The organism is Acidiphilium sp. (genome assembly GCF_049977125.1).
In the GTDB taxonomy this organism is placed as follows: domain Bacteria; phylum Pseudomonadota; class Alphaproteobacteria; order Acetobacterales; family Acetobacteraceae; genus Acidiphilium.
In genome coordinates this window covers 1-21,556 of record NZ_JBMFGY010000017.1, presented here as the reverse complement: position 1 = coordinate 21,556, position 21,556 = coordinate 1, and the positions used below count along the sequence as shown (strand labels likewise).

21 protein-coding genes are annotated in these 21,556 nt (G+C 63.5%); 10 read left to right on the top strand and 11 right to left on the bottom strand.

What is annotated here, in order from left to right:
- Positions 1–91 precede the first annotated feature (91 nt).
- The 4 genes from ACP5E6_RS04855 to ACP5E6_RS04840 are packed head-to-tail and all read left to right on the top strand — an operon-like array spanning position 92 to position 3,074.
- Positions 92–1,225: a flagellar basal body P-ring protein FlgI gene (locus ACP5E6_RS04855; protein WP_427952403.1), complete on the top strand. Its 1,134-nt coding sequence runs from the start codon at positions 92–94 to the stop codon at positions 1,223–1,225.
- Complete coding sequence (locus ACP5E6_RS04850) at positions 1,222–1,578, top strand: rod-binding protein (protein WP_427952370.1); 357 nt, start codon at positions 1,222–1,224, stop codon at positions 1,576–1,578. The genes ACP5E6_RS04855 and ACP5E6_RS04850 overlap by 4 nt, the downstream gene beginning before the upstream one ends.
- Complete coding sequence (locus ACP5E6_RS04845) at positions 1,575–1,985, top strand: hypothetical protein (protein ID WP_427952368.1); 411 nt, start codon at positions 1,575–1,577, stop codon at positions 1,983–1,985. Before ACP5E6_RS04850 ends, ACP5E6_RS04845 begins: the two co-directional genes overlap by 4 nt.
- Positions 1,986–2,042: 57 nt before the next feature.
- Positions 2,043–3,074, top strand: coding sequence for a glycosyltransferase family 4 protein (locus tag ACP5E6_RS04840; RefSeq protein ID WP_427952366.1), 1,032 nt, complete (start codon positions 2,043–2,045; stop codon positions 3,072–3,074).
- A 123-nt stretch (positions 3,075–3,197) separates the two neighbouring features.
- On the opposite strand, the gene lpdA is transcribed toward ACP5E6_RS04840, so the two are convergent.
- The 6 genes from lpdA to zapE all read right to left on the bottom strand — a co-directional run bounded on the left by lpdA (position 3,198) and on the right by zapE (position 12,470).
- Positions 3,198–4,589 carry a dihydrolipoyl dehydrogenase gene (gene lpdA / locus ACP5E6_RS04835; RefSeq protein WP_427952364.1) on the bottom strand — a complete coding sequence of 464 codons (1,392 nt, stop codon included), beginning with the start codon at positions 4,587–4,589 and terminating at the stop codon, positions 3,198–3,200.
- A 264-nt stretch (positions 4,590–4,853) separates the two neighbouring features.
- A complete protein-coding gene (gene odhB / locus ACP5E6_RS04830; RefSeq protein ID WP_427952362.1) occupies positions 4,854–6,062 on the bottom strand; it encodes a 2-oxoglutarate dehydrogenase complex dihydrolipoyllysine-residue succinyltransferase in 1,209 nt (402 codons plus the stop codon).
- Positions 6,063–6,087: 25 nt separating this feature from the next.
- On the bottom strand, positions 6,088–8,949 hold the full coding sequence (locus ACP5E6_RS04825; RefSeq protein WP_427952360.1) for a 2-oxoglutarate dehydrogenase E1 component: 2,862 nt from the start codon (positions 8,947–8,949) through the stop codon (positions 6,088–6,090).
- Between the two features lie 167 nt (positions 8,950–9,116).
- Positions 9,117–9,992, bottom strand: coding sequence for a succinate--CoA ligase subunit alpha (gene sucD, locus ACP5E6_RS04820; RefSeq protein WP_427952358.1), 876 nt, complete (start codon positions 9,990–9,992; stop codon positions 9,117–9,119).
- The gene (gene sucC / locus ACP5E6_RS04815) at positions 9,992–11,188 is read right to left on the bottom strand and encodes an ADP-forming succinate--CoA ligase subunit beta (protein WP_427952356.1); all 1,197 of its coding nucleotides are present in this window, start codon (positions 11,186–11,188) and stop codon (positions 9,992–9,994) included. The genes sucD and sucC overlap by 1 nt, the downstream gene beginning before the upstream one ends.
- A gap of 127 nt (positions 11,189–11,315) precedes the next feature.
- Positions 11,316–12,470 (bottom strand): cell division protein ZapE, encoded by a 1,155-nt coding sequence (zapE, locus tag ACP5E6_RS04810; RefSeq protein WP_427952354.1) that lies wholly within the window; start codon positions 12,468–12,470, stop codon positions 11,316–11,318.
- Positions 12,471–12,825: 355 nt separating this feature from the next.
- On the opposite strand from zapE, the gene ACP5E6_RS04805 reads away from it, so the two are divergent.
- Positions 12,826–14,196 carry a gamma-glutamyltransferase gene (locus tag ACP5E6_RS04805; protein ID WP_427952352.1) on the top strand — a complete coding sequence of 457 codons (1,371 nt, stop codon included), beginning with the start codon at positions 12,826–12,828 and terminating at the stop codon, positions 14,194–14,196.
- 7 nt (positions 14,197–14,203) lie between these two features.
- Positions 14,204–15,391: a pyridoxal phosphate-dependent aminotransferase gene (locus ACP5E6_RS04800; RefSeq protein WP_427952350.1), complete on the top strand. Its 1,188-nt coding sequence runs from the start codon at positions 14,204–14,206 to the stop codon at positions 15,389–15,391.
- A 102-nt stretch (positions 15,392–15,493) separates the two neighbouring features.
- Here the strand turns inward: ACP5E6_RS04800 and ACP5E6_RS04795 are convergent, their stop codons facing one another.
- Complete coding sequence (locus ACP5E6_RS04795) at positions 15,494–16,261, bottom strand: competence/damage-inducible protein A (protein WP_427952348.1); 768 nt, start codon at positions 16,259–16,261, stop codon at positions 15,494–15,496.
- Between the two features lie 7 nt (positions 16,262–16,268).
- Positions 16,269–17,246, bottom strand: a complete 978-nt coding sequence (locus ACP5E6_RS04790; protein ID WP_427952346.1) for a bifunctional GNAT family N-acetyltransferase/(deoxy)nucleoside triphosphate pyrophosphohydrolase — start codon at positions 17,244–17,246, stop codon at positions 16,269–16,271.
- A 98-nt stretch (positions 17,247–17,344) separates the two neighbouring features.
- Between ACP5E6_RS04790 and ACP5E6_RS04785 the strand changes: the two genes are divergently transcribed.
- Genes ACP5E6_RS04785 through ACP5E6_RS04770 form a run of 4 tightly spaced genes read left to right on the top strand, consistent with a single transcriptional unit; the run spans position 17,345 to position 20,161 of the window.
- Positions 17,345–18,595, top strand: coding sequence for a glutamate-5-semialdehyde dehydrogenase (locus ACP5E6_RS04785; protein WP_427952344.1), 1,251 nt, complete (start codon positions 17,345–17,347; stop codon positions 18,593–18,595).
- Entirely contained in the window at positions 18,592–19,191 is a 600-nt protein-coding gene (locus ACP5E6_RS04780) for a nicotinate-nucleotide adenylyltransferase (protein ID WP_427952401.1), read from the top strand. The genes ACP5E6_RS04785 and ACP5E6_RS04780 overlap by 4 nt, the downstream gene beginning before the upstream one ends.
- A gap of 59 nt (positions 19,192–19,250) precedes the next feature.
- On the top strand, positions 19,251–19,709 hold the full coding sequence (rsfS, locus tag ACP5E6_RS04775; RefSeq protein WP_427952342.1) for a ribosome silencing factor: 459 nt from the start codon (positions 19,251–19,253) through the stop codon (positions 19,707–19,709).
- Positions 19,709–20,161, top strand: coding sequence for a 23S rRNA (pseudouridine(1915)-N(3))-methyltransferase RlmH (locus ACP5E6_RS04770; RefSeq protein ID WP_427952340.1), 453 nt, complete (start codon positions 19,709–19,711; stop codon positions 20,159–20,161). The genes rsfS and ACP5E6_RS04770 overlap by 1 nt, the downstream gene beginning before the upstream one ends.
- A 21-nt stretch (positions 20,162–20,182) precedes the next feature.
- Here the strand turns inward: ACP5E6_RS04770 and ACP5E6_RS04765 are convergent, their stop codons facing one another.
- From ACP5E6_RS04765 to ACP5E6_RS04755, 3 genes are all read right to left on the bottom strand, one after another.
- Complete coding sequence (locus tag ACP5E6_RS04765; protein ID WP_427952338.1) at positions 20,183–20,794, bottom strand: hypothetical protein; 612 nt, start codon at positions 20,792–20,794, stop codon at positions 20,183–20,185.
- Between the two features lie 81 nt (positions 20,795–20,875).
- Entirely contained in the window at positions 20,876–21,223 is a 348-nt protein-coding gene (locus tag ACP5E6_RS04760) for a type II toxin-antitoxin system PemK/MazF family toxin (protein ID WP_427952336.1), read from the bottom strand.
- Positions 21,216–21,446 carry an antitoxin MazE family protein gene (locus ACP5E6_RS04755; protein WP_427952334.1) on the bottom strand — a complete coding sequence of 77 codons (231 nt, stop codon included), beginning with the start codon at positions 21,444–21,446 and terminating at the stop codon, positions 21,216–21,218. Before ACP5E6_RS04755 ends, ACP5E6_RS04760 begins: the two co-directional genes overlap by 8 nt.
- Positions 21,447–21,556: the final 110 nt, after the last annotated feature.

Sequence of the window (21,556 nt, the reverse complement as noted above, 5' to 3'; positions counted from 1 at the left end):
ATGCTGTCCGCTCCCGCCGATAAAATCACCAATAGCTGTAAAGTATTAACTTTTTACTGCGATAACCGGTTTCGTGAGCACAAAACTTTCATTGCAGCGTTCGTGGTCAGGCCTGATCCCCAGGCTGTTCAGCCTCGCCCTGGCCGCGGTTATCCTTCTCGGTGCCCTGCCCCAACCGGCTTCGGCGGAGGTCCGAATCAAGGACATCACGGACATCCAGGGCATTCGCGATAATCAACTGATCGGCTATGGCCTGGTCGTCGGCCTCAATGGCACCGGCGACTCGCTCAACAATGCCCTGTTTACGCGCCAATCCCTGATCGGCATGCTCGAACGTCTGGGTGTCAATACCGAGGATCAGGCCGCCAGCCTACAAACCAAGGACATCGCCGCCGTCATGGTCACCGCCAATCTACCGGCGTTTTCCCACAGCGGCGAACAGATCGACGTAACAGTCTCGGCCTTGGGCGATGCCAAGGATCTCACCGGCGGCACCCTTCTGGTCACCCCCCTCCTCGGCGCCGACGGTCAGGTTTACGCCGTGGCGCAGGGATCGCTCGTCACCGGTGCGATCAAGGCCAGTGGCGCCAACTCAACCTTCACCCAGGGTGTGCCCACAGTGGGCCGCATCACCAACGGTGCGATCGTCGAGCGATCGGTCAATTTCAACCTCGCCTCCGAAACCACGCCAAAACTCGAATTGCGCAACCCCGATTTCACCACCGCACAACGGATTGCCACCGCGATCAACGACGATCTCGGCCCCGGCATCGCCACGATGGACGATCCACGCACCATCACCCTCGATCTGAAAGGGCGCAACGTCGTGCAGGACCTCGCCAATATCGAGGAATTGCGGGTCGAACCGTCCTCGCCTGCCACGGTCGTGGTCGACGAAGCGACCGGAACCATCGTGATGGGTGCCAATGTGCGGATCAGCACCGTTGCCATTGCTCAGGGTAACCTGACGGTTCAGGTCACCAACACACCAGTCGTCAGTCAGCCGGGACCGCTCTCGAACGGCACCACGGTCTCGACCGCGCAAACAACCATTTCAGTCAACAAGGGCAAAGGTAAAAAAATGGCCATCGTGAGAGGCGGCGTCAGTCTGCAACAACTCGTCACCGGGCTGAACTCGCTCGGCGTCGCCCCGCATGATATGATCAGCATTCTCCAGGCGATCAAGGCGGCCGGGGCATTGCAAGCACAGTTGATCGTGCAATGATCGCTCCGTTTGGATCATCATCGACCGTGCCGAGCATTTCCCAGCCGCCACAGACCATCCTGGCGTCACCCAACGCCCGCGCCGCCGCTGCCCAGAAATTCGAAGCCATGGCGATCTCCCAGCTTCTCAAACCGATCTTCGCCACAATGGGCAAGGCCGACGCACCGTTCGGCGGCGGGTCCGCCGCCCGTCAGTTCCAGCCCTTCCTGATCGATGCCATCGCCAAATCGATGGAAGCCCGCGGGGGCCTCGGTCTCACGCCCATGATCGAAAGCGCACTGGATGCCGAAACGGCAAAACCCGCCGCCGGATCGTCCCCGCATCTCACCGTCCCAAGTGGAGCCACAAAATGAACAACCCGTCGCATGACGCATCAGCCCTGCTCGAAGCGGTCAAAACCCTTACAATCGTGCTCGAACAGGAAAACGCGGCGTTGCTCAACGCTGATTTCAGCACCAGCGGCAAACTCGCGGATGCGAAACGCGCGGCGATCACGAGGATGGAATCCCTCGTCGCCACGGCCAGCGACCCCGCCACCCGCACGCGCGCCGGGCTGCCCACCATCCAGCGTCGTCTTGACGACGCGGTCAGTCAAAATCGCGTCCTGTTGCAGCGATCGATCGATACCCAGCAGCGTGTCATCGCGACGATCGTCCGCGCCCTTGAACCGGAAGACGACGATTCCTGTTATCCTGCGCAATACGGCACCGACAATGCGCACCGGCCACCGTTGCCAATAGCGCTGACACTGCGCGCATAATAGCCAAACCGCATCAATCTCTGGTCACTACCGGCTCCCTGTGGCAAGCCACCGGTCATGCGCCTCATCCTGATCACGACCGCCCCGTTCGAAAGCGTCTCCGGTGCCTCGTTCTACCACCGTCGCCTGCTTGCCGCTTGGCGTGATCTGGGTGGCACGGCGGAGGTCGTGGCACTCACTGGCACAGTCACTCCGGAATTCGCCGATCGGTTCAATGACGCCTCATCGATCATTATCGAGGGGGCCGCTTTCGAAGCGGCAGCACCCGCCATCGCGGCGTTGCAGGCGCGCGGTGCCGTCGCTCTGATCCACCATCCGACCGCGCTGGAACCCGGCACACCGGAACCACGCCGGCGCGCACTCAAAACCTTGGAGACAATGGTCCTGCCGGGGTTCGTTAGGGTCATCGCGGCCAGCGAACCGATCGCCGAGCGACTGAGTGCCGAATTCGGCGTTCCCCGTCACCGATTGAATGTGCTGACCCCCGGCACCGACCATCAACCACGCCTCGTGATCGATCCAACCGCGCCCTGCGGTGGCCCTTGCACCATTCTGAGCCTTGGCACTCTGACCTATCGCAAGGGTCACGATATCCTGATCAAGGCGTTGGCAACCCTCACCGATCTCGACTGGCATTTGATCCTCGCCGGCGAATCGCGCGACCCGGCCTACGCCGCCACGCTCGATGAGCTGATCGCCCAACTCGGGCTGCAAAGCCATGTCGAACGCTACGAAGCTGTCGCAGGCTTAGCCCTTGAGACGCTCTGGGCACGCGCCGACATGTTCGCTCTTGCCACGCGATTCGAAGGATTCGGCATGGCGATCGCCGAAGCCTTGGCGCGTGGCCTGCCGGTCGCGATCACCGCCGGCGGCGCCGCCGGCAGCCTCGTGCCATCCGGCGCCGGCGTCGTCGCCCCGGTCGATGACGTCGCGCAACTTGGCAAAGCCATGCGGCGCCTGATCTTCAGCCCGGCTCTTCGCGCCGAAATGGGGGAAATCGCCTGGACTCACGCACGCATCCTGCCGCAATGGCCCGATCAAGCCGCCGTATTGCAAACTTTGCTCCGCCATTCAGACGGGCCGGCCTGATTCGCCGGACGCTAGAGCGTGATGCTTTCAGCGTAACGCTCTAGATCTATATTTTTTCGAGCGATTTCATGCGATTATGTTGCCGCTGTCGCGTCAACTTAATCGCATATCGCTCTAACGATATCAGATGTGAATCGCCCTGCCATCGACCGCAAGGGCGGCCTCTTTCACCGCTTCGTTCAGGGTCGGGTGCGCGTGGCTGGTGCGCGCGACATCTTCGGCCGAGGCGCCGAATTCGATCGCCATCACCAATTCGGCAATGAGGGTTCCGGCATCCGGCCCGATAATATGGGCGCCAAGCAGCCTATCGGTCGTCCGGTCTGACAGGATTTTGACGAACCCCTCGGTATCGCCCATCGCGCGCGCACGGCCGTTGGCCATGAACGGAAATTTCCCGATTTTGTAGGCGACGCCCTCAGCCTTCAACTCCTCCTCCGTCTTGCCCACCGCGGCGACTTCCGGCCACGTATAGACGACCCCGGGAATCGCGCCGTAGTTGACATGCCCAGCCTGGCCCGCCAGCAACTCCGCCAGGGCGATTCCCTCCTCCTCAGCCTTGTGCGCCAGCATCGGCCCGGCAATTACGTCTCCGATCGCATAAATCCCGGCAACATTGGTCGCAAAATGCCCATCGGTCACCACACGGCCACGCTCATCGGTGGCAACCCCGACGGCATCAAGCCCCAAGCCCTCGGTATGTGCGCGACGGCCGATCGCAACCAGCACGACATCGGCATCCAGCCGTTCTGCCGTGCCACCCTTGGCCGGTTCCAGCGTCAAGGCAATTCCGGCATCGATGCGCGCCGCGCCGGTCACCTTGGTACCGAGTTTGAATTTGATACCGATTTTGGCAAGCGTCTTCTGGAATGCGGCGGCGATCTCGCCATCCATCGTCGGCACCAGCCGATCAAGAAATTCCACCACCGTCACCTCGGAACCCAGACGCCGCCAGACACTGCCGAGTTCGAGACCGATATAGCCGCCGCCAATCACCACAAGATGCTTCGGCACGCTGGCAAGAGCGATCGCGCCGGTCGATGTGACGATGGTGGTTTCATCGATCTCGACGCCGGGGAGCGGCACACTCTCGCTGCCGGTTGCGATCACGATATGACGCGCGGTGTAATTCTGCCCCGCCACCGAGACGGTGTCCGCCGCCTTGAACGTCGCCGCCCCCTTCAGCCAAGTGATCTTGTTCTTTTTGAACAGAAATTCGACGCCCTTCGTATTGGCGCCGACCACCTCGTCCTTATGACCCATCATTTTCGGCAGATCGAACCCAACCTCCTTGGCCATCACGCCATGCTGCGCAAAACCATGCAGCAGCGCATGGTAATTTTCGGATGATTGCAGCAACGCCTTGGACGGAATGCACCCAACGTTCAAGCATGTGCCGCCCAGGGTCGCGCGTTTCTCGATACAAGCGACCGTCATGCCGAGTTGCGCGGCACGAATGGCGCAGACATAGCCGCCGGGACCTGCGCCGATGACGATGAGATCGAAATTGCTGGGCATGGGAACTCCGCTTTTGAGAAGGAAGCGGTTCTTCTCTGAAAAAAGAACCAGAAAATCAGTCGCAAGACGGACCGTGCCTGAATAGTAGCGGTTACCCAGGCACGGCACACGAGGTCAGATACGTTCCGCTTGCATCCTGCGGTGAGGAGGCAGCGGGTCTGCTAGAGCGATATGCGATTAAGTTGACGCGGCAGCGGCAACATAATCGCATGAAATCGCTCGAAAAAATATAGAGCTAGAGCGTTAAGCTGAAAGCATAACGCTCTAGATCTCCAGCATAAGCCGGCGTGGGTCTTCGATACTCTCCTTGACGCGGACAAGGAACGAAACAGCCTCGCGCCCATCAATGATCCGGTGATCATACGACACCGCAAGATACATCATCGGCCGGATTTCGACCTTGCCGGCGATCGCCATCGGCCGATCCTGGATCTTGTGCATGCCCATGATCGCCGATTGCGGCGGATTCAGGATCGGTGTCGACATCAGCGAGCCGAATACGCCGCCGTTGGTGATCGAGAACGAGCCACCCGTGAGGTCTTCAAGCTTCAGCGCGCCATCGCGGGCACGCTTGCCGAAATTGCTGATCGCCGCCTCGATTTCCGGAAAACTCATCCGGTCGGCATCGCGCAGCACGGGCACGACCAAACCGTTCGGGCTGCTCACCGCGATGCCCATGTTCACGAAATTCTTATAGACGATCTCATCGCCATCGATCTCGGCATTAACCGTCGGATACTCGCGCAGCGCCGCAACGCAGGCCTTGACGAAAAAACTCATGAAGCCGAGCCGCACACCCTTGTGCTTCTTCTCGAACACATCCTTGTATTCAGCGCGCAGCGCCATGACGGCACTCATATCGACCTCGTTGAACGTGGTCAGCATGGCTGCGTTATTTTGCGCTTCCTTCAGCCGCGCCGCGATGGTGCGGCGCAAACGGGTCATTTTCACCCGCTCTTCGCGAGCATCGTCACTTCGTGGCGCCTTCGCGGCCGGCGTCGCGGCCGGGGTGGGTGCCGACGCTGGCGTTGCCAGAAAAGCGATCACGTCGCCTTTGGTGATCCGCCCATCCTTACCCGAACCAGCACCGATCTGTGCCGCCTGCGTCGCGGTTTCGGTCATCATCTTTTGTGCCGCCGGCAGTGGCGGATGATCCCCGCGCGCGACCGGCCCCGACGGCTCTGGTGCCGGATGCACGCCCGCAACCGGGTTAACCGCGGGTTTCACCGGCGCATCGCCCGCCGCGATGGTGCCGAGCAGCGCACCAACCTCGACCTCGGCCCCTTCATCCGCCGCAATCGCGGCGATCACCCCTGCCGCCGGTGCATTGACTTCCACCGTCACCTTGTCGGTTTCGAGTTCAACGACCGCCTCATCCCGCTCCACCCACGCGCCAGGTTTGCGCAACCAGCGCGCCACCGTCGCCGACGTCACGCTCTCGCCCAGAGCCGGTACCTTGATTTCGATTGTCATCGTCGTTGCCCCCCGTATCGGCGTCTCAAACGCCGAGTGCCGCCTTGACCAAAGTCGCCTGTTCGGCAGCGTGCGTTTTGGCCAATCCGGTCGCCGGACTCGCCGCCGCCTTGCGACCGACATAAACCGGCCGCCGCGCCTTCATCTCGTTGCCCAGACAGCCGAGCACCTGCTCGATCCGCCGATCGAGAAAATGCCATCCCCCCATATTCTCGGGCTCCTCCTGACACCAGATCACCTCGGCGTTGCCGTAGATCTCGATCGCTGATTTCAGCGCCTTCTTCGGAAATGGGTAGAATTGCTCCAACCGCACGATCGCCACATTGGAAATCCCCCGGTCACGCCGTTCCGCGAGAAGATCGTAATAGACCTTGCCTGAGCACAAAACCACGCGCTTGACCTGTTCGGCCGGTCCCAGCGCGTCGATTTCCGGGATCACCGTTCGGAACGACGAACCATTGCTCATCTCGTCGAGTGTTGAAACCGCAAGCTTATGCCGCAGCAGCGATTTCGGCGTCATGATGATGAGAGGCTTGCGGAAGTTGCGCTTGATCTGCCGGCGCAGCGCATGGAAATAATTTGCCGGGGTCGTGATGTTACACACCGCCATGTTGTTTTCAGCGCAGAGCTGCAGGAACCGCTCCGGCCGCGCCGATGAATGCTCCGGCCCCTGTCCCTCATAACCATGGGGCAACAGCAGGGTCAGCCCGGACATGCGCAGCCACTTGCTCTCGCCCGCCGCGATGAACTGATCGATGATGACTTGCGCGCCATTGACGAAATCGCCGAACTGGCCTTCCCACAACACCAGCGTGTGCGGGTCGGCGAGCGAATAGCCATACTCGAACCCCAGCACCCCGGCCTCGGAGAGCAGTGAGTTGAAAATCTCGATCTGGGCCTGATCATCGCCGATATTGTTCAGCGGCACATATTCGTTCTGATTGATCTGATCGACCAGAACCGCGTGACGCTGGCTGAAGGTGCCGCGCTGGCAATCCTCGCCTGACAGCCGCACCCGATGCCCCTCCATCAGCAACGATCCGAAACCGAGCGCCTCGCCGGTCGCCCAGTCGATCCCGACGCCGGTCTCGATCGCTTCGCGCTTGGCGTCCATCTGGCGGGCAATTTTCGGATTGAGATCGAAATTATCCGGCGCCGTCGAGAGCGCTTTACCGATCTTGCGCAGATTTTCCAGTGAGATCGCGGTCGGCTCCTCGGTCTCGCCCTCTTCATCGCGCGAGGCATTCATCCCCGCCCAATAACCTTCCAGCCAATCCGCCTTATTCGGCTTGTAACCACTCGCCGCCCGGTACGCCTCCTCGAGTGTCGCCACGAAATCCTGATGCATCTTATCGGATTCAGCGGTCGAGACGGCCCCCTCCGCCGCCAGACGTTCGGCATAAAGCGTGCGCGTGGTCTTGAGCGCGCGGATCGCATGATACATCAACGGCTGGGTGAAGGCCGGTTCGTCGGTCTCGTTATGGCCATGCCGACGGTAGCACACCAGGTCGATCACCACATCGACCGCGAATTTCTGACGGAATTCGGTCGCCAATTGCGCCACGAACACCACCGCCTCAGGGTCATCGCCATTGACGTGCAAAATCGGCGACTGCACCGATTTCGCCACGTCCGTGCAATACAGCCCCGAATAGGCATGGGCCGGCACCGTGGTGAAGCCGATCTGGTTGTTCACGACGATATGGATCGTCCCCCCGGTGCGATAACCGATCAACTGGCTCATCGCGAGGGTTTCATACACCAGCCCCTGTCCGGCGAACGCGGCATCGCCGTGCATGAGAACGCCCATTACTGAACGGCGGTTTCGGCTGTCGCCCGACATATCCTGTCGTGCCCGCACCTTGCCCACCACAACCGGATCAACCGCCTCGAGATGCGAGGGGTTAGGCTGCAACGACAGATGAACCTGCCGGCCATCGATCACAACATCGGTCGATGTCCCCAGATGATATTTCACATCGCCCGAGCCCTGCACCGCATCCGGCTTGAAACTCTCGCCGCCGAATTCGGAAAACAACGCGGTGAACGGCTTCTTGACAATATTGACCAGCGTGTTGAGCCGGCCGCGGTGCGGCATCCCGATCACGATTTCCGCCACACCATCGCGCGCGGCGGTTTCGATAATCCTGTGCAGCGCCGGAATCGTGCTTTCCGCCCCTTCCAGACCAAACCGCTTGGTCCCGACATAACGGCGTTGACAAAAGGTTTCGAACCCCTCGGCCTCGGTCAGTTGCTCGAGCACCTTGTGCTTTTCGTCGCGCGTCATCGCATGGCGCCAGGGCGCGCCTTCGATCCGCCGCTGCAACCAGGATTTCTGCTCAGGATCCTGGATATGCATGAACTCGATCGCGATCTTGCCGCAGTAACTCTCACGCAGGATCGCGATGATCTCGCGCATCGTCGCGGTTTCACGACCCAGCACCATATCGATGAAAATCGGCCGGTCCATATCAGACTCGGTGAAGCCATAGTTGGCGGGGTCGAGTTCGGGATGATGGCCGGATTTTTTCAACCCGAGCGGATCAAGATCGGCTTCAAGATGCCCGCGTACCCGATAGGCGCGAATAAACATCAGCGCCTTGACCGAATCGAGCGTCGCCTGGCGTGAAACCGGCACCGGCGCCGCCACCGGCGGGAGCGCGCCCAATGCGGCGGGCTGCGCCGAAAACTGATTCGGTCGCGGCGCCCAGGACGCACCGGCCGCATCCCCAAGCACCGCCTTCGCCTCATCGCCGAGCGAGGCAAACAGCGACGCGAAATCGGGATCGACGCTGTCGGGAGAAACCACCCATTTGGCGTAAAGATCAGCAATGAACATCGCGTTGCCGCCGTTCATCGCCGTCGCCAAAATATCCACACCAGCCATATCAGAAATCCTTCAGCCGAAACCGGCTCATCGATGGGGCACACGAAATCGCGAGCGCACATTGCATCGTTAGCGCGCCAGACATAGGGCGGCCGCCGCACCAATTACACTGCAAACGCTCTCTTCTGGATTGCTTCGCGCGCATAAGACCCACCACCTTCCCCGTCTCAGGCTCGCAATGCTTTGACCATGGTCGAACCGAGCGACGCGGGACTATCGGCAACGTGAATTCCCGCCAGTTTCATCGCCTCGATCTTGGCGCCCGCGGTATCGCGCCCGCCCGAAATCACCGCCCCGGCATGACCCATCCGCCGCCCTGCCGGTGCCGTTACCCCGGCGATGAACCCGACCACCGGCTTCTTCACACGATGCCGTGCCAGGAATTCCGCCGCTTCGATCTCACTCTGGCCACCGATTTCTCCGATCATGATCACCGCCTCGGTTTCATCATCGGCCAAAAACATGTCTAAAACGTCAATGAAATCCAGCCCCTTCACCGGATCGCCGCCAATGCCCACACATGTTGATTGTCCCAGCCCCGCCGCCGTGGTCTGCGCCACCGCCTCATAGGTCAGCGTCCCTGACCGCGATACGATGCCAATCTTGCCACGCCGGTGAATATGGCCCGGCATGATGCCGATCTTGCAGGCGTCCGGCGTGATCACACCCGGACAATTCGGCCCGACCAGAAGCGATTTCGATCCGGTCAGAGCCCGATGGACACGCACCATATCGAGCACCGGAATCCCCTCGGTGATGCAGACGATCAGACCGATTTCCGCGTCGATCGCCTCGAGAATCGCATCCGCCGCAAACGGTGGCGGCACATAGATCGCGCTGGCATCGGCATTTGTCGCCGCTTTCGCCTCGGCCACCGTGTCGAACACCGGCAGATCCAGATGCCGCGTGCCCCCCTTGCCCGGCGTGACCCCGCCCATCACCTTGGTACCATAGGCGATCGCCTGCTCGGAGTGGAACGTGCCCTGCGCGCCGGTGAACCCCTGGGTAATCACCCTGGTTTCGGCATTGACCAGAATCGCCATTATGCGGCCTCCTTCACGGCGGCAACAATTTTCTGTGCCGCATCCGCCAGATTATCCGCCGCGATGATCGGCAGCCCCGATTTACTCAGAATATCCTTGCCCAATTGCACATTGGTGCCTTCCAGCCGCACCACCAGCGGCACCGAGAGCGAGACTTCCCGCGCCGCCGCCACCACCCCTTCCGCGATCACGTCGCAGCGCATGATGCCGCCGAAAATATTGACCAGAATACCCTCGACGTTCGGATCCGACAGAATGATCTTGAACGCCGCGGTCACGCGCTCCTTGGTCGCCCCGCCGCCGACATCGAGGAAATTGGCCGGCTCGGCGCCGTAGAGCTTGATGATATCCATCGTCGCCATCGCGAGGCCCGCGCCGTTGACCATGCACCCGATCGAGCCATCGAGCGCGACATAGTTCAGACTGTGCTTGGCCGCCTCAAGCTCCTTGGGATCTTCCTCGGCCTCGTCGCGCAATTTTTCGACATCGGGATGCCGGTACAGCGCATTGTCGTCGAAACTCACCTTGGCATCGAGCGCGATAATCTCGCCCGCCCCCGTCACCACGAGCGGATTGATCTCGACGATCGCGCAATCGAGCGCGATGAACGCCCGGTACATCGCGGCCACGAATGTCGCGAATGATTTCTGCTGCGTCGCATCCAACCCCAGCGCAAACGCCAGTTTCCGGGCATGAAACGCCGAGATCCCGCTTGCCGGATCGATCGCAACCCGCATGATTTTTTCCGGATGGTGGGCCGCGACCTCCTCGATCTCCATGCCCCCCTCGGTCGAAGCCATGATCACCACCTCCGACACCGAACGGTCGACCAGCAACGACAAATACAGCTCGCGCCTGATATCGCAGCCGGCCTCGACATACACCCGCCGCACCACCCGCCCGGCCGCGCCGGTCTGCTTGGTCACCAGCGTATGCCCCAGCATCGCTTCGGCCGCCGCCGCCACCTCATCGGCCGATCGCGCCAGCCTGACCCCGCCCTTACCCTGAGGATCGTCCTTGAAATGCCCCGCCCCGCGCCCGCCGGCATGGATTTGCGATTTCACGACATAAACCGGTCCCGGCAGCTTCGCCGCCGCCGCTGCCGCTTCCTCGCCGCTCCAGGCAACATGCCCGTCAAGCACCGCAACGCCATAGGATTTCAACAATTCCTTGGCCTGATATTCATGTATATTCATGGGATTCCTGTACGGTGGTCAATTGCCTGTCATCACTAAACATTCGCGCTTTACTATACGTGCTGATGTCCTGGACCCGTCGGCATGCGGCCTAGACCAACCTCACGCCGCGCGCAACCGGCGTCGGTCATTGCAGATGCGACAGCGCGAAATACGCCTCGCTGCGCATCTCCTCGAGCCGGGAGACCGTCCGCTCGAAAATCGAGACCCCCTCACCCGCCGTATAGAGCGCCGCCGGCTCCGCCGCCGCCGAGGCATAAAGCTTCACCCGATGCTCATAAAGCGCGTCCACCAGCGTGATGAACCGCCGCGCCTGATCGAAATTATCCGCCGACAACGCCGGAATCGCATCGATCAACACCGTGTCATAATGCGTCGCCAACGCCAGATAATCGCCCGACCCCAGCGCTTCCGCGCATAGCGCCGCGAAATCGAACCGCGCCACCCCGTTCGAGGCGTAAGGCACCGGCAATCGCCGCCCAAACACCATCAACGACTCCGCCTTGGGCGTCGCCCCATCGGTCAACCGCGCGAACACGTCATCCAGCGCCCGCTCGGCCCTGCTGTCCGCCGGCACATACCAGTTCCGCGCGCCACGCACCCGCTCGCGCCGATAATCCTGCCCGCCATCGAGCACGAGCACATCGAGATGGCGCTTGAGCAACGCGATGAACGGCTGAAAACTCTCATAACCCGGCTTGTTCCGGTACAAATCATCCGGCAGCGTGTTCGACGTCGCGACCACAACCACCGCGCGCGCGAACAGTGCTTCGAACAGCCGCGCCAGAATCATCGCGTCCCCGATGTCATGCACCTGGAATTCATCGAAACACAGCAGCGCCGAATCCGCCGCGATCAAATCGGCCAGGCGCGTCAGCGCATCGCCATCGACCGCCTCGCTGCGCAAGCGATGCAACCGCGCATGGGTCTCCTGCATGAATTCGTGAAAATGCACACGCCGCTTGCGCGGCACCTGCGCCGCCTCATAAAACATGTCCATCAGCATCGATTTGCCGCGCCCGACATCACCGACCAGATAAAGCCCCGAAGGATAATCCTCCGGCACCTCATCGACCCGCTTTTTGTTCAGCAACCGGCTCAACCACCCGTTCGGCGGCGCCTTGGGTTGCGGATCATAGCCACGCAACCGCCCCCATAATTCATGAAGACGCTCCGCCGCCCGGCGCTGCACCGGGTCCGGCAGGATCAAACCGGCATCGATCCGGGCGCGATAGACCGACATTACGTCGCGCCCGCGCGGCACAGTTACGTCATCGAGCATGAGAGGGGTGGCTACGCCGTTTCATGCCGCAGTGCAACATGACCCAGCTGCGTGGCAGGGTCGACCAGAACGCCAAACCACGGATCGCCGCTCCTGAACCCATCAGTCACAATCACCCACCTGTCCCGGACCAAACCGGCCCGTCTCAGACCAAATTGATCTGCCCCGGGCCAAGCCGGTTGCACCATCATGGATGCCGACCCTTAATTTTAGCTTACTTTCTTGAAATAAAACGTCCCCTCGGGCGCGCGGCGAACATTTGAGTCACCGGCCGTCCCCCTCCCGCCGCCGCTTCGGTTGCCCGCCCCCGCGAAGGCGGTTATGGCCATCGATCTCGATCTGATATCATTGAGGGATGGCACCTTTGTCCAATTTGCGTCGCGCGGCTCCGCTCGCACTCGGTCTTCTGCTCACCGGCTGCGGCGTCACGAACGGATTGTTCGGCGGCGATCAACCTAAACTCGGTGAACCGACACCGCTGAAACCGGTGGTCGGCTTCGCGGTCACGCCGGTGCCCCAGGCAACGATCGCCGCACGGCAAATCCTCAACGAAGGCGGCAACGCCGCCGATGCCGCGGTCGCCGCCGGCTTCGCCCTCGCCGTCACCCTGCCCTCCCGCGCCGGTCTCGGCGGCGGCGGCGCCTGCCTGATCGACCTGCCGAAATCCGACGGCGGCACCGGCCACCCGACCGCCCTGCTGTTTCCGCCCGGCGCCGCCCCCGAAGGCAATGCCGGAGCCGCCCGCCCCGCCGCGGTGCCACAAATGGCGCGCGGCCTGATCGCCATCCAGGCGCGCTATGGCCGCCTCCCGCTGGCAACCGACCTTGCCCCCGCCGAAGCCATGGCGGGCGGCGGCGTCGCGGTCTCGCGCAGCTTCGCCGCCGATCTCGCCGTGGTCGGCAACGCCCTGCTCGCCGACCCCACCGCCCGCGCCGTCTTCGCGACACCCGCCGGCCAGCTCCTCACGTCGGGCCAGATCATGCGCCAACCCGATCTCGCGGCCACCCTGACCCAATTGCAATCGAGCGGCGTGCTCGGTCTCGTTCAGGGCCAACTCGCGGCCCGCTTCATCGCCGCCGCCAACCAGGCCGGCGCCGGCCTCACCATGGCCGACCTGCGCACCGTCAAACCGCGCTACGCCGTCCCGCTGATCATCGATCGGCTGGGAGACCTCATCGCCCTGACCCCGAATGCCGGAGGGATCGGCGCCGCCGCCGGCATCGAGTCCCTCGCCGCCGACCCGCAGAACCCAAGCCTCGCCGCCGCCCGCGCCCGCGCCGCCGCCGCCGCCGCCGACCATGGTGGCCCCCTCTCCGATCTGCCCGCCTCCGCCGGCTATGCCACGCTCGATGCCCAAGGCGGCTCGGTCGGCTGCGCCACCACCATGAACAATCTGTTCGGCACCGGTCGCATCGCCGCGGGTACCGGCATCCTGCTCGCCGTGGCGCCCGCCTCGGTCGCCAAGCCGCTCCTGGCGGTCGGACTCGCGACCAGCAACGGCAAATTCCGCGCCATCGCCACCGGATCGGGCCAGCAAGGCGCCGCCATGGCAGTTGCCGCCGGACTCGCCAACGCCATCCGCAGCCCGGTGCCGATGCCCCGGCCGGTGCCAGCTCCCGGTCGCGCCAATGTCATCGCCTGCGCCGGCCTGTTGCCCGGCGCGCCAAAAACCTGCGCCGCCGCCGCCGATCCGCGCGGTTTCGGCTTGGCCGTCGGCTCGAAATAACGCCACCATGGTGCTGAAAACCGGCTCCGGCGCCCTGGTGCCGCCGTTTCTGGTGATGGATGTCATCGCCGCCGCCAACGCGATCGCCGCCAGCCCCGCCGCGTCCCACCGGCGCGTGATCCGAATGGAGGTCGGCCAACCCGGTGAAGGCGCCCCGGCAGGCGTGCGCCATGCCGTCGCCGCCGCCATGGCCACGACCAACCCGCTCGGCTACACCGAATCCCTCGGACGCGCCGATCTGCGCGCCCGCATCGCGCAGCACTACAGCGAGTGGTACGGCCTCGCCCTGCCCGCCGCCCGAATCGCGGTCACCGCCGGTGCCTCGGCTGGTTTCCCACTCGCCTTCCTTGCCGCCTTCGAGCCGGGTGACCGCATCGCCCTCGCCACCCCCTGCTATCCGCCCTACCTCAACATCATGACCGCGCTCGGCATCCAGCCCCTCTTGCTCCCCGCCACCGCCGAGACCGGTTTCCAACCCACCACCGCCATGCTCGCCGCCCTCGACCCGCCACCCGACGGGCTTCTGATCGCCTCCCCCGCGAACCCGACCGGATCGATGTTGTCCCCCGACGATCTGGCCGCCCTCGCCCGCTATTGTCACGCCAACGGCATTCGCCTGATCAGCGATGAAATCTACCACGGCCTCACTTACGGAAAACCGGCCGTCACCGCCGCCGCCTTCAGCCCGTCCGCCATCGTCATCAATTCGTTTTCAAAATATTTCGCGATGACCGGATGGCGAATCGGCTGGATGGTGCTGCCCGAAGACCTGATCCGCCCGGTCGAATGTCTCGCGCAGAATTTCTTCATCTGCGCGCCCCACATCTCCCAAATCGCGGCACTCGCCGCCTTCGACTGCCACGCCGAGCTTCAATCGCGCCGCGCCGGCTATGCCAGCTCCCGCGCCCTTCTACTCGAAACCCTGCCCAACGCCGGTTTTCCCCATCTCTCCCCCGCCGACGGCGCGTTCTACCTCTACGCCGACATCAGCACCACCAACCAGAACAGCACCGATCTCTGCCGCTCCCTGCTGAACGACCACCACATCGCCGCCACCCCCGGCTACGATTTCGATACCAGCCGCGGTGGTAATTTCGTGCGATTCTCCTATTGCGCCGCGGAAGCCGACATTCGCGAGGCCGTGGCACGGTTGCAGATCCGGGCAAATGCCCCTGCGCGCAGCGCCCATGACTGAGACTTAATCAATGCCGCCACCACCGAACACTTGCGATGGAATTATAAGAAATTCAAATAAAAATCTGAATTTAAAGTATTTTTATGAATATGGGCGTCTCCGTCACGCCGCTCCAGGCTCGCCCCGAACCGCCACGATCCCCTGCCCCGCGATCAGCGCATCCGCCTCGGCGATCGCCGCATCCAGCGCCGCCGTGTCGGTCCCTTTCGCCACGATCGCCACCCCGCCGCCGGTTTCGCGATAAAACGGATAACTGCCCAGGTCCAGCATTGGAAACCGCTGCTGAATCGCTGCCAATCCGGCCGCGATACTGCCCTCCTTCACGCCCATTCCATGCACCGCCCGCATCGAAATCGGCCGCCCCCGCCCCAAAAGAGGCTCCAGCGCCAGGAACATCGCCTGCATGATCCGCGGTACGCCCGCCATGACATGAACATTTCCGATCGAAAATCCCGGTGCGATCGTCACGCTGGCCGGAATTGGCACGGCACCGCGCGGCAGCGTCGCCATCCGTTGGCGCGCCGCGTTGAAATTCTCGGCACCGAGATGCCGTTCCATCGCATCCCAGGTCGGCTGATGTTTCTCCCACGGCACGCCGAACGCGGCGGCGACACATTCCGACGTGATATCGTCATGTGTCGGCCCGATACCGCCAGTGGTGAACAGATTATCGTAGGACGCCCGCAATTCGTTCACCGCCCGCACAATCCGCTCGGCCACATCCGGTACCACCCGCACCTCTTCGAGCTTGTGCCCGAGCAGCGCGAGGCGCTCGGCGAGGAATTTCACATTGATATCCTGCGTCCGCCCCGACAGAATTTCATTGCCGATGATCAGGATCGCCGCGGTCGGATTGGCCTTCTCGCTCATGACACCCTCATAAAAAATCGCGCAGCATTGGAATCAATGGCCGATCGGCCGGTGGCATCGGGTATTCCTCCAGCCGGGCGGGATCGACCCACGCCAGGGCCTGCCCCTCGCGCGGCATCGGCACGCCAACCCAGCGCCGGCACAAATACAGCGGCATCATCAGATGAAAACTCTCATACCCGTGCGAGGCGAATGCAAAGGGCGCAACATCCGCTATTTTCACCGCAATCCCCAGTTCCTCGTCCAATTCCCGCACCAGCGCCGCCTCCGGCGTCTCGCCGGGGGCTAGCTTGCCGCCTGGAAATTCCCACAGCCCCGCCAGTTTCCGGCCCGCCGGCCGCCGCGCCAGCAGAATTCGCCCCCGCGCATCGATCAGCGCACACGCCGCCACGAGCAGCAGCGGCCTGGGCCCCTCGGTCACCGTCGTTCCCGGTTCGCGCAATGCCAGCCCCTCCCGCGTGATCGTGAAATGCCGTACCGCCTGACGCAGCCCCGGCCGGCTGATGAATTTCTCGAATCCCGTTCCCGTCTCGGCAAATCCCGCCCGCCGCAGCACCGCGAGCGATGCCGCGTTATCATCGGCCACGGTCGCGACCACCCGATCGATCGCGAGATCGGCGAAACCCCAGCGCAGCATCAGCATTACCGCCTGACGCCCATGCCCCCGGCCCCAGACCCGCCGCGCCACCCAATACCCAAGCGACGCCGTCCTGCCCGCCTTGTCGAGTCGCAGCCCCGCGCATCCGATCATTGATCCCGCCTCATCGGTGATCGCGAACTGGTAGGCGATCCCCGCATTCCGGTCCGCAATCGCCGCGGCGATCCAGTCCCGCGCGAGTGCCGCCGGATAGGGAAACGGCGCCTCCGGCAACAAACGGCAGATTTCCCAATCATTGATCAATTGATGCAGTCGCGCGGCATCCTCCACCTCGATCGGCCGCAGCCCGGTGACAACGCGCGGTTCACTGATGGCACTATCGGGCACGGGACTCCTGACGATCAATTCAGCTCTGTGGATAGCCGCTCCATCGCCGCACCGAAAGAGCGGTTGATTTGCACCCCGCCTCGGCGCAAATCTTGTTCATGGACGCACCGGCAGAAATCATGGACTCCTGGCTATGCAGTGCTGCGGTCGGCGCGCGCGCGGCCGGCCGCATCCTGGCCCAGTCCTCGGCCACCCAGCGCGACGCAGCCCTCCGCGCCGCGGCCGCGGCGATTCGCCGCCATGCCGCGGCGATTCTCGCCGCCAATGCGCGGGATGTTGAGGCGTACACCGGCACCGCCGCCTTCCGCGATCGATTGCTGCTCAACGATGCCCGCATCGAGGCGATGGCTGGCGGATTGGAAATGATCGCCGCCCTGCCCGACCCGCTGGCCGGCATCCTCGCGGAATGGACCCGACCGAACGGTCTTGTCATCCGCCGGATACCACAGCCGATCGGCGTGATCGGCATGATTTACGAAAGCCGGCCCAATGTCGGCGCCGACGCTGCCGGAATTTGTCTGAAATCGGGCAATGCGGTGATTTTGCGGGGTGGTTCGGAAAGTCAGCGTTCGGCGCAGGCGATTCATACGGCGATCATTGAGGGATTACGCGAGCTCGGCCTGCCCGAGGCCTGTGTGCAGATTGCGCCGACCTCCGATCGGGCTTTCGTCGCGGCGATGCTCACGGCATCAGGGTTGATCGATCTGATCATTCCGCGCGGGGGCAAATCGCTCGTTGAGCGGGTGCAGCGCGAGGCGCGGGTGCCGGTGCTGGCTCACGCCGAGGGGCTCAATCATACCTATGTCCACGAAGAGGCCGATTTCGGGATGGCTCGGGCGGTGCTGGCGAACGCGAAGATGCGGCGGCCGGGGGTTTGCGGGGCGACCGAGACGTTGCTGATCGATGCCTCGGTGGCGCCGGCGTGGTTGCCGGTGCTGGTGGCTGATCTGGCGGCTTTGGGGTGTGAATGCCGGGGGGATGCGCGGGCGGGCGCGATCGTGCCGATGGCGGCGGCGGCGTTCGATACCGAATGGCTGGATGCGATCTTGTCGGTGGCGGTGGTCGATGGGCTGGACGGGGCTTTGGCGCATATCGCGCGTCATGGATCGTCGCATACCGATGCGATCGTGACGGAGAATGCTGAGGTTGCCGCGCGGTTTCTGGCGGGGATCGATAGTGCGGTGGGGATGTGGAATGCCTCGACGCAGTTTTGTGACGGGGGGGAGTTCGGGTTCGGGGCGGAGATCGGGATTGCGACCGGGCGGTTTCATGCGCGGGGTCCGGTGGGGCCGGCGCAGCTGACGGTGTTCCGGTATCATGTGGTGGGAACGGGGCAGGTGCGGCCCTGAGCGATCCGGTTCCGCGGTTTGGTGATCGGCGGCGGCTGCGGGTCGGGTTGCTGGGGGGGAGTTTCAATCCGGCGCATGCGGGGCATTTGCATGTGGCGCGATCGGCGATGCGGCGGTTGGGGTTGGACCAGGTGTGGCTGCTGGTGTCGCCGGGGAATCCGTTGAAGGTGGGGATGGCGATGGCGCCGTTGGAGGCGAGGCTGGCATCGGCGCAGGGGATTGCGGATGGGCGGCGGATTGTGGCGACGGCGATTGAGCGGTCGTTGGGGACGCGGTTTACGGCGGATACGGTGGCCGGGTTGCGGCGGCGGTTTCCGCGGGTGCGGTTTGTCTGGTTGATGGGGGCGGATAATCTGGCGCAGTTGCCGTTGTGGGATCGGTGGCGGGAGATTGTTCGCGCGGTGCCGGTGGCGGTGTTGCCGCGACCGGGGGAGACGCGGGCGGCGCTGGCGGGGCGGGCGGCTTGTGTGATGCGGCATGGGCGGGTGCGGCCGCGGGGTTTGGTGGGGGGGTTGGGATGGGCATGGTTGCCAGTGCGTGAAAATCCGCTATCAGCCACTGCGTTGCGCGCATTGTCATCAGGAGAGAGATCATAACCCGTCCGCCGAGCCGTAGTACGACCCCCCCTGCTGTGCCGCGCAAGCGGAAGGCGCCGGTGCCGGTCGAGATTGTGCCGAAGGTGCCTGGCTCGCCGCGCAAGAAGGCGGTGGTGGCGGGGCCGAAGGGGCGTGTGCGCAAATCGGCCGAGGGGTCGCTGGATTTGCTGGAGCGGATGCAGCGCGCGATTGTCACCAGTCTGGAGGATGACAAGGCCGAGGATGTGGTGGCGCTGGATTTGGCCGGGCGGGCGAGTTTTGCCGATCGGATGGTGATTGCGACGGGGTTGGCGGATCGGCAGATCGCGGCGATGGCGACTCATTTGATCGAGAAGCTCGGGGAGCTGGGGATCAAGCGGGTGCAGACCGAGGGGGCTTCCGGGTCGGACTGGGTGTTGGTGGATGCCGGGGATATTGTGGTGCATTTATTCAAGGCCGAGGCGCGGGCGATGTATGCGCTCGAGAAGATGTGGGGGCCTGATCTGGATGAGCCGGTGCTGGATACGCCTGAGGTTTAATGCGGCTGATTGCGGTCGGGCGGGCGAGCGCCGGGCCTGAGCAGGCGTTGTTTTTGCGCTATGCGCAGCGGACCGGGCTTGAGCTGGTGGCGCTGGCCGATGGGGTGGGGTCGGCGGTTGAGATCAAGCGGCGGGAAGCGGTTGCGATATTAGGGAAAATTGCGGGGTCGGATTTTGTCGTCGCACTCGATCAGGGCGGGGTGATGCCGGATAGTGTGGGGCTGGCCCGGCTGTTCGAGGGATGGCGCGCGCACGGGCGGGGGCTGGTGTTCGTGATCGGCGGGGCGGAGGGGTTGGATGGTTCGGTGCTGGCGCGGGCGGGGGTGGTGGTTTCGCTCGGAAAACTGACCTTGCCGCATATGCTGGCGCGGGTGGTGTTGGCGGAGCAATTGTACCGGGCGCAGAGCATTATTGCCGGTCACCCCTATCATAGGGCGGGCCGACCTGGGTAAGCTTGGGGGGTTTGGCGTGGGTCAGCCCGAGGAGCGCCAGAAATCGCGCGGGAAGACGAGGTAGTGGTTGCCCGCGCCCAGAACCGGGGCGGGGCGGTGCAGGGCGGGGAAATCGGGCGGGGTTTCGGGGGGTTTTGCCGGTTTGGGCCGGCGCGGCCTGGTTGGGCGTTTGGGGCGCTTCGGGCGTGGCGGGCGCTGGAGTCCGGCGGGGGGTTTGATGCCGAACATGCGGCAGAGCGGGCGCAGGAGGCGGCCGGTGGTGGGGTTGGCTTCGATGAGTTCGCGCATGTCCGCCTCGTTCAGCAATTGCTGGAAGGCGACGGCGTGGCCGTTCAGGATGTGGTTGTTGGGGATGAGGCGGCGGAGCCAGTTGAAGCCGCCTGGGATGGGGTTTGGTTTGCGCACGCGGTCCGGCCGGTTGGGGCGTGGGCGCGGCGGGCGGATTTTGGGTGGGGAGGCGATGATTTTCAGGAGCCGGGCGCAGGTGCGGCTGAGGTAGTTGACCATGAAGTGAAGGAGGGGGTCGGAGACACGCGCGGCGACACCCTGCTCGCAGAATTGCTTGCGGAACATCATGATCAGGAAGGCGATACGGTCGCTCAGGATGATGGGGGGCCGGGGTCCTTGGTACATGGGGGGATATGAGCATGGCGGGCGGCGGGTGGGCAAGCGAAATTGTTAGTATTTTTGTTTTATTCGTTTGTTTTGCTTTATTCAAGCGAGGCCGAGGAAGACCGTGATGGCGCGGTTGAGGCGGGTGAGGTCGGCGGGGGCGAGCGTGCCCTGGCGGGTGCCGAGTTTGGTTTTGGGGATGGTGGTGATTTTATCGACCATCAGGCGGCTGGTGGTGCGGAGGTGGTTGGTGGAATCGGGTTCGATGGCGAGGCGGAACAAGGGGGCTTCGGTGGGGTCGGTGGTGAAGGCGCAGATGGTGATCGAGGTTGTGGCGTCGAAGGCTGACGCCTGAACGATGACGGCGGGGCGGGGTTTGCCGGTATAATCGCCGCCGCCTGAGACGGTCCAGATTTCGCCGCGCAGGGGGGCGATGCCGGGATTACTCAAGGGGGGTGGTGACGGCGTCGATAAACGCCTGATCCTCGGCGGCGGCGGCGCTTTGGGCAATTGCGAGGGTCTGGCGATGGGCGGCGGCGCGGAAGGATGGGGTTCGCATGTCCGGCACCCAGATCTGCACCGGGCGGAGGCCCTGGGCGCGCAGATTTTCACGGTGGGCGCGGACTTTGTCACGCGACGACGCTGATCTCTTGCCGGGGGGGGGTGCGCTCATGGGGACATCCGTATGGTTACATGTAACTTTGCCTGGAAAGGCGGGATTTGTCCAGTTCGTTGGCGAGGGGTGGGGATGGCGGTGAGGCGATATGGGCGGGGGATTGCGGG

Coding starts and splice junctions, on each gene's coding strand:
- ACP5E6_RS04850 (WP_427952370.1), top strand. CDS start 1,222: ATGATCGCTCCGTTTGGATCATCATCGACCGTGCCGAGCATTTCCCAG.
- ACP5E6_RS04845 (WP_427952368.1), top strand. CDS start 1,575: ATGAACAACCCGTCGCATGACGCATCAGCCCTGCTCGAAGCGGTCAAA.
- ACP5E6_RS04840 (WP_427952366.1), top strand. CDS start 2,043: ATGCGCCTCATCCTGATCACGACCGCCCCGTTCGAAAGCGTCTCCGGT.
- lpdA (WP_427952364.1), bottom strand. CDS start 4,589: ATGCCCAGCAATTTCGATCTCATCGTCATCGGCGCAGGTCCCGGCGGC.
- odhB (WP_427952362.1), bottom strand. CDS start 6,062: ATGACAATCGAAATCAAGGTACCGGCTCTGGGCGAGAGCGTGACGTCG.
- ACP5E6_RS04825 (WP_427952360.1), bottom strand. CDS start 8,949: ATGGCTGGTGTGGATATTTTGGCGACGGCGATGAACGGCGGCAACGCG.
- sucD (WP_427952358.1), bottom strand. CDS start 9,992: ATGGCGATTCTGGTCAATGCCGAAACCAGGGTGATTACCCAGGGGTTC.
- sucC (WP_427952356.1), bottom strand. CDS start 11,188: ATGAATATACATGAATATCAGGCCAAGGAATTGTTGAAATCCTATGGC.
- zapE (WP_427952354.1), bottom strand. CDS start 12,470: ATGCTCGATGACGTAACTGTGCCGCGCGGGCGCGACGTAATGTCGGTC.
- ACP5E6_RS04805 (WP_427952352.1), top strand. CDS start 12,826: ATGGCACCTTTGTCCAATTTGCGTCGCGCGGCTCCGCTCGCACTCGGT.
- ACP5E6_RS04800 (WP_427952350.1), top strand. CDS start 14,204: ATGGTGCTGAAAACCGGCTCCGGCGCCCTGGTGCCGCCGTTTCTGGTG.
- ACP5E6_RS04795 (WP_427952348.1), bottom strand. CDS start 16,261: ATGAGCGAGAAGGCCAATCCGACCGCGGCGATCCTGATCATCGGCAAT.
- ACP5E6_RS04785 (WP_427952344.1), top strand. CDS start 17,345: ATGGACGCACCGGCAGAAATCATGGACTCCTGGCTATGCAGTGCTGCG.
- ACP5E6_RS04770 (WP_427952340.1), top strand. CDS start 19,709: ATGCGGCTGATTGCGGTCGGGCGGGCGAGCGCCGGGCCTGAGCAGGCG.
- ACP5E6_RS04765 (WP_427952338.1), bottom strand. CDS start 20,794: ATGTACCAAGGACCCCGGCCCCCCATCATCCTGAGCGACCGTATCGCC.
- ACP5E6_RS04755 (WP_427952334.1), bottom strand. CDS start 21,446: ATGAGCGCACCCCCCCCCGGCAAGAGATCAGCGTCGTCGCGTGACAAA.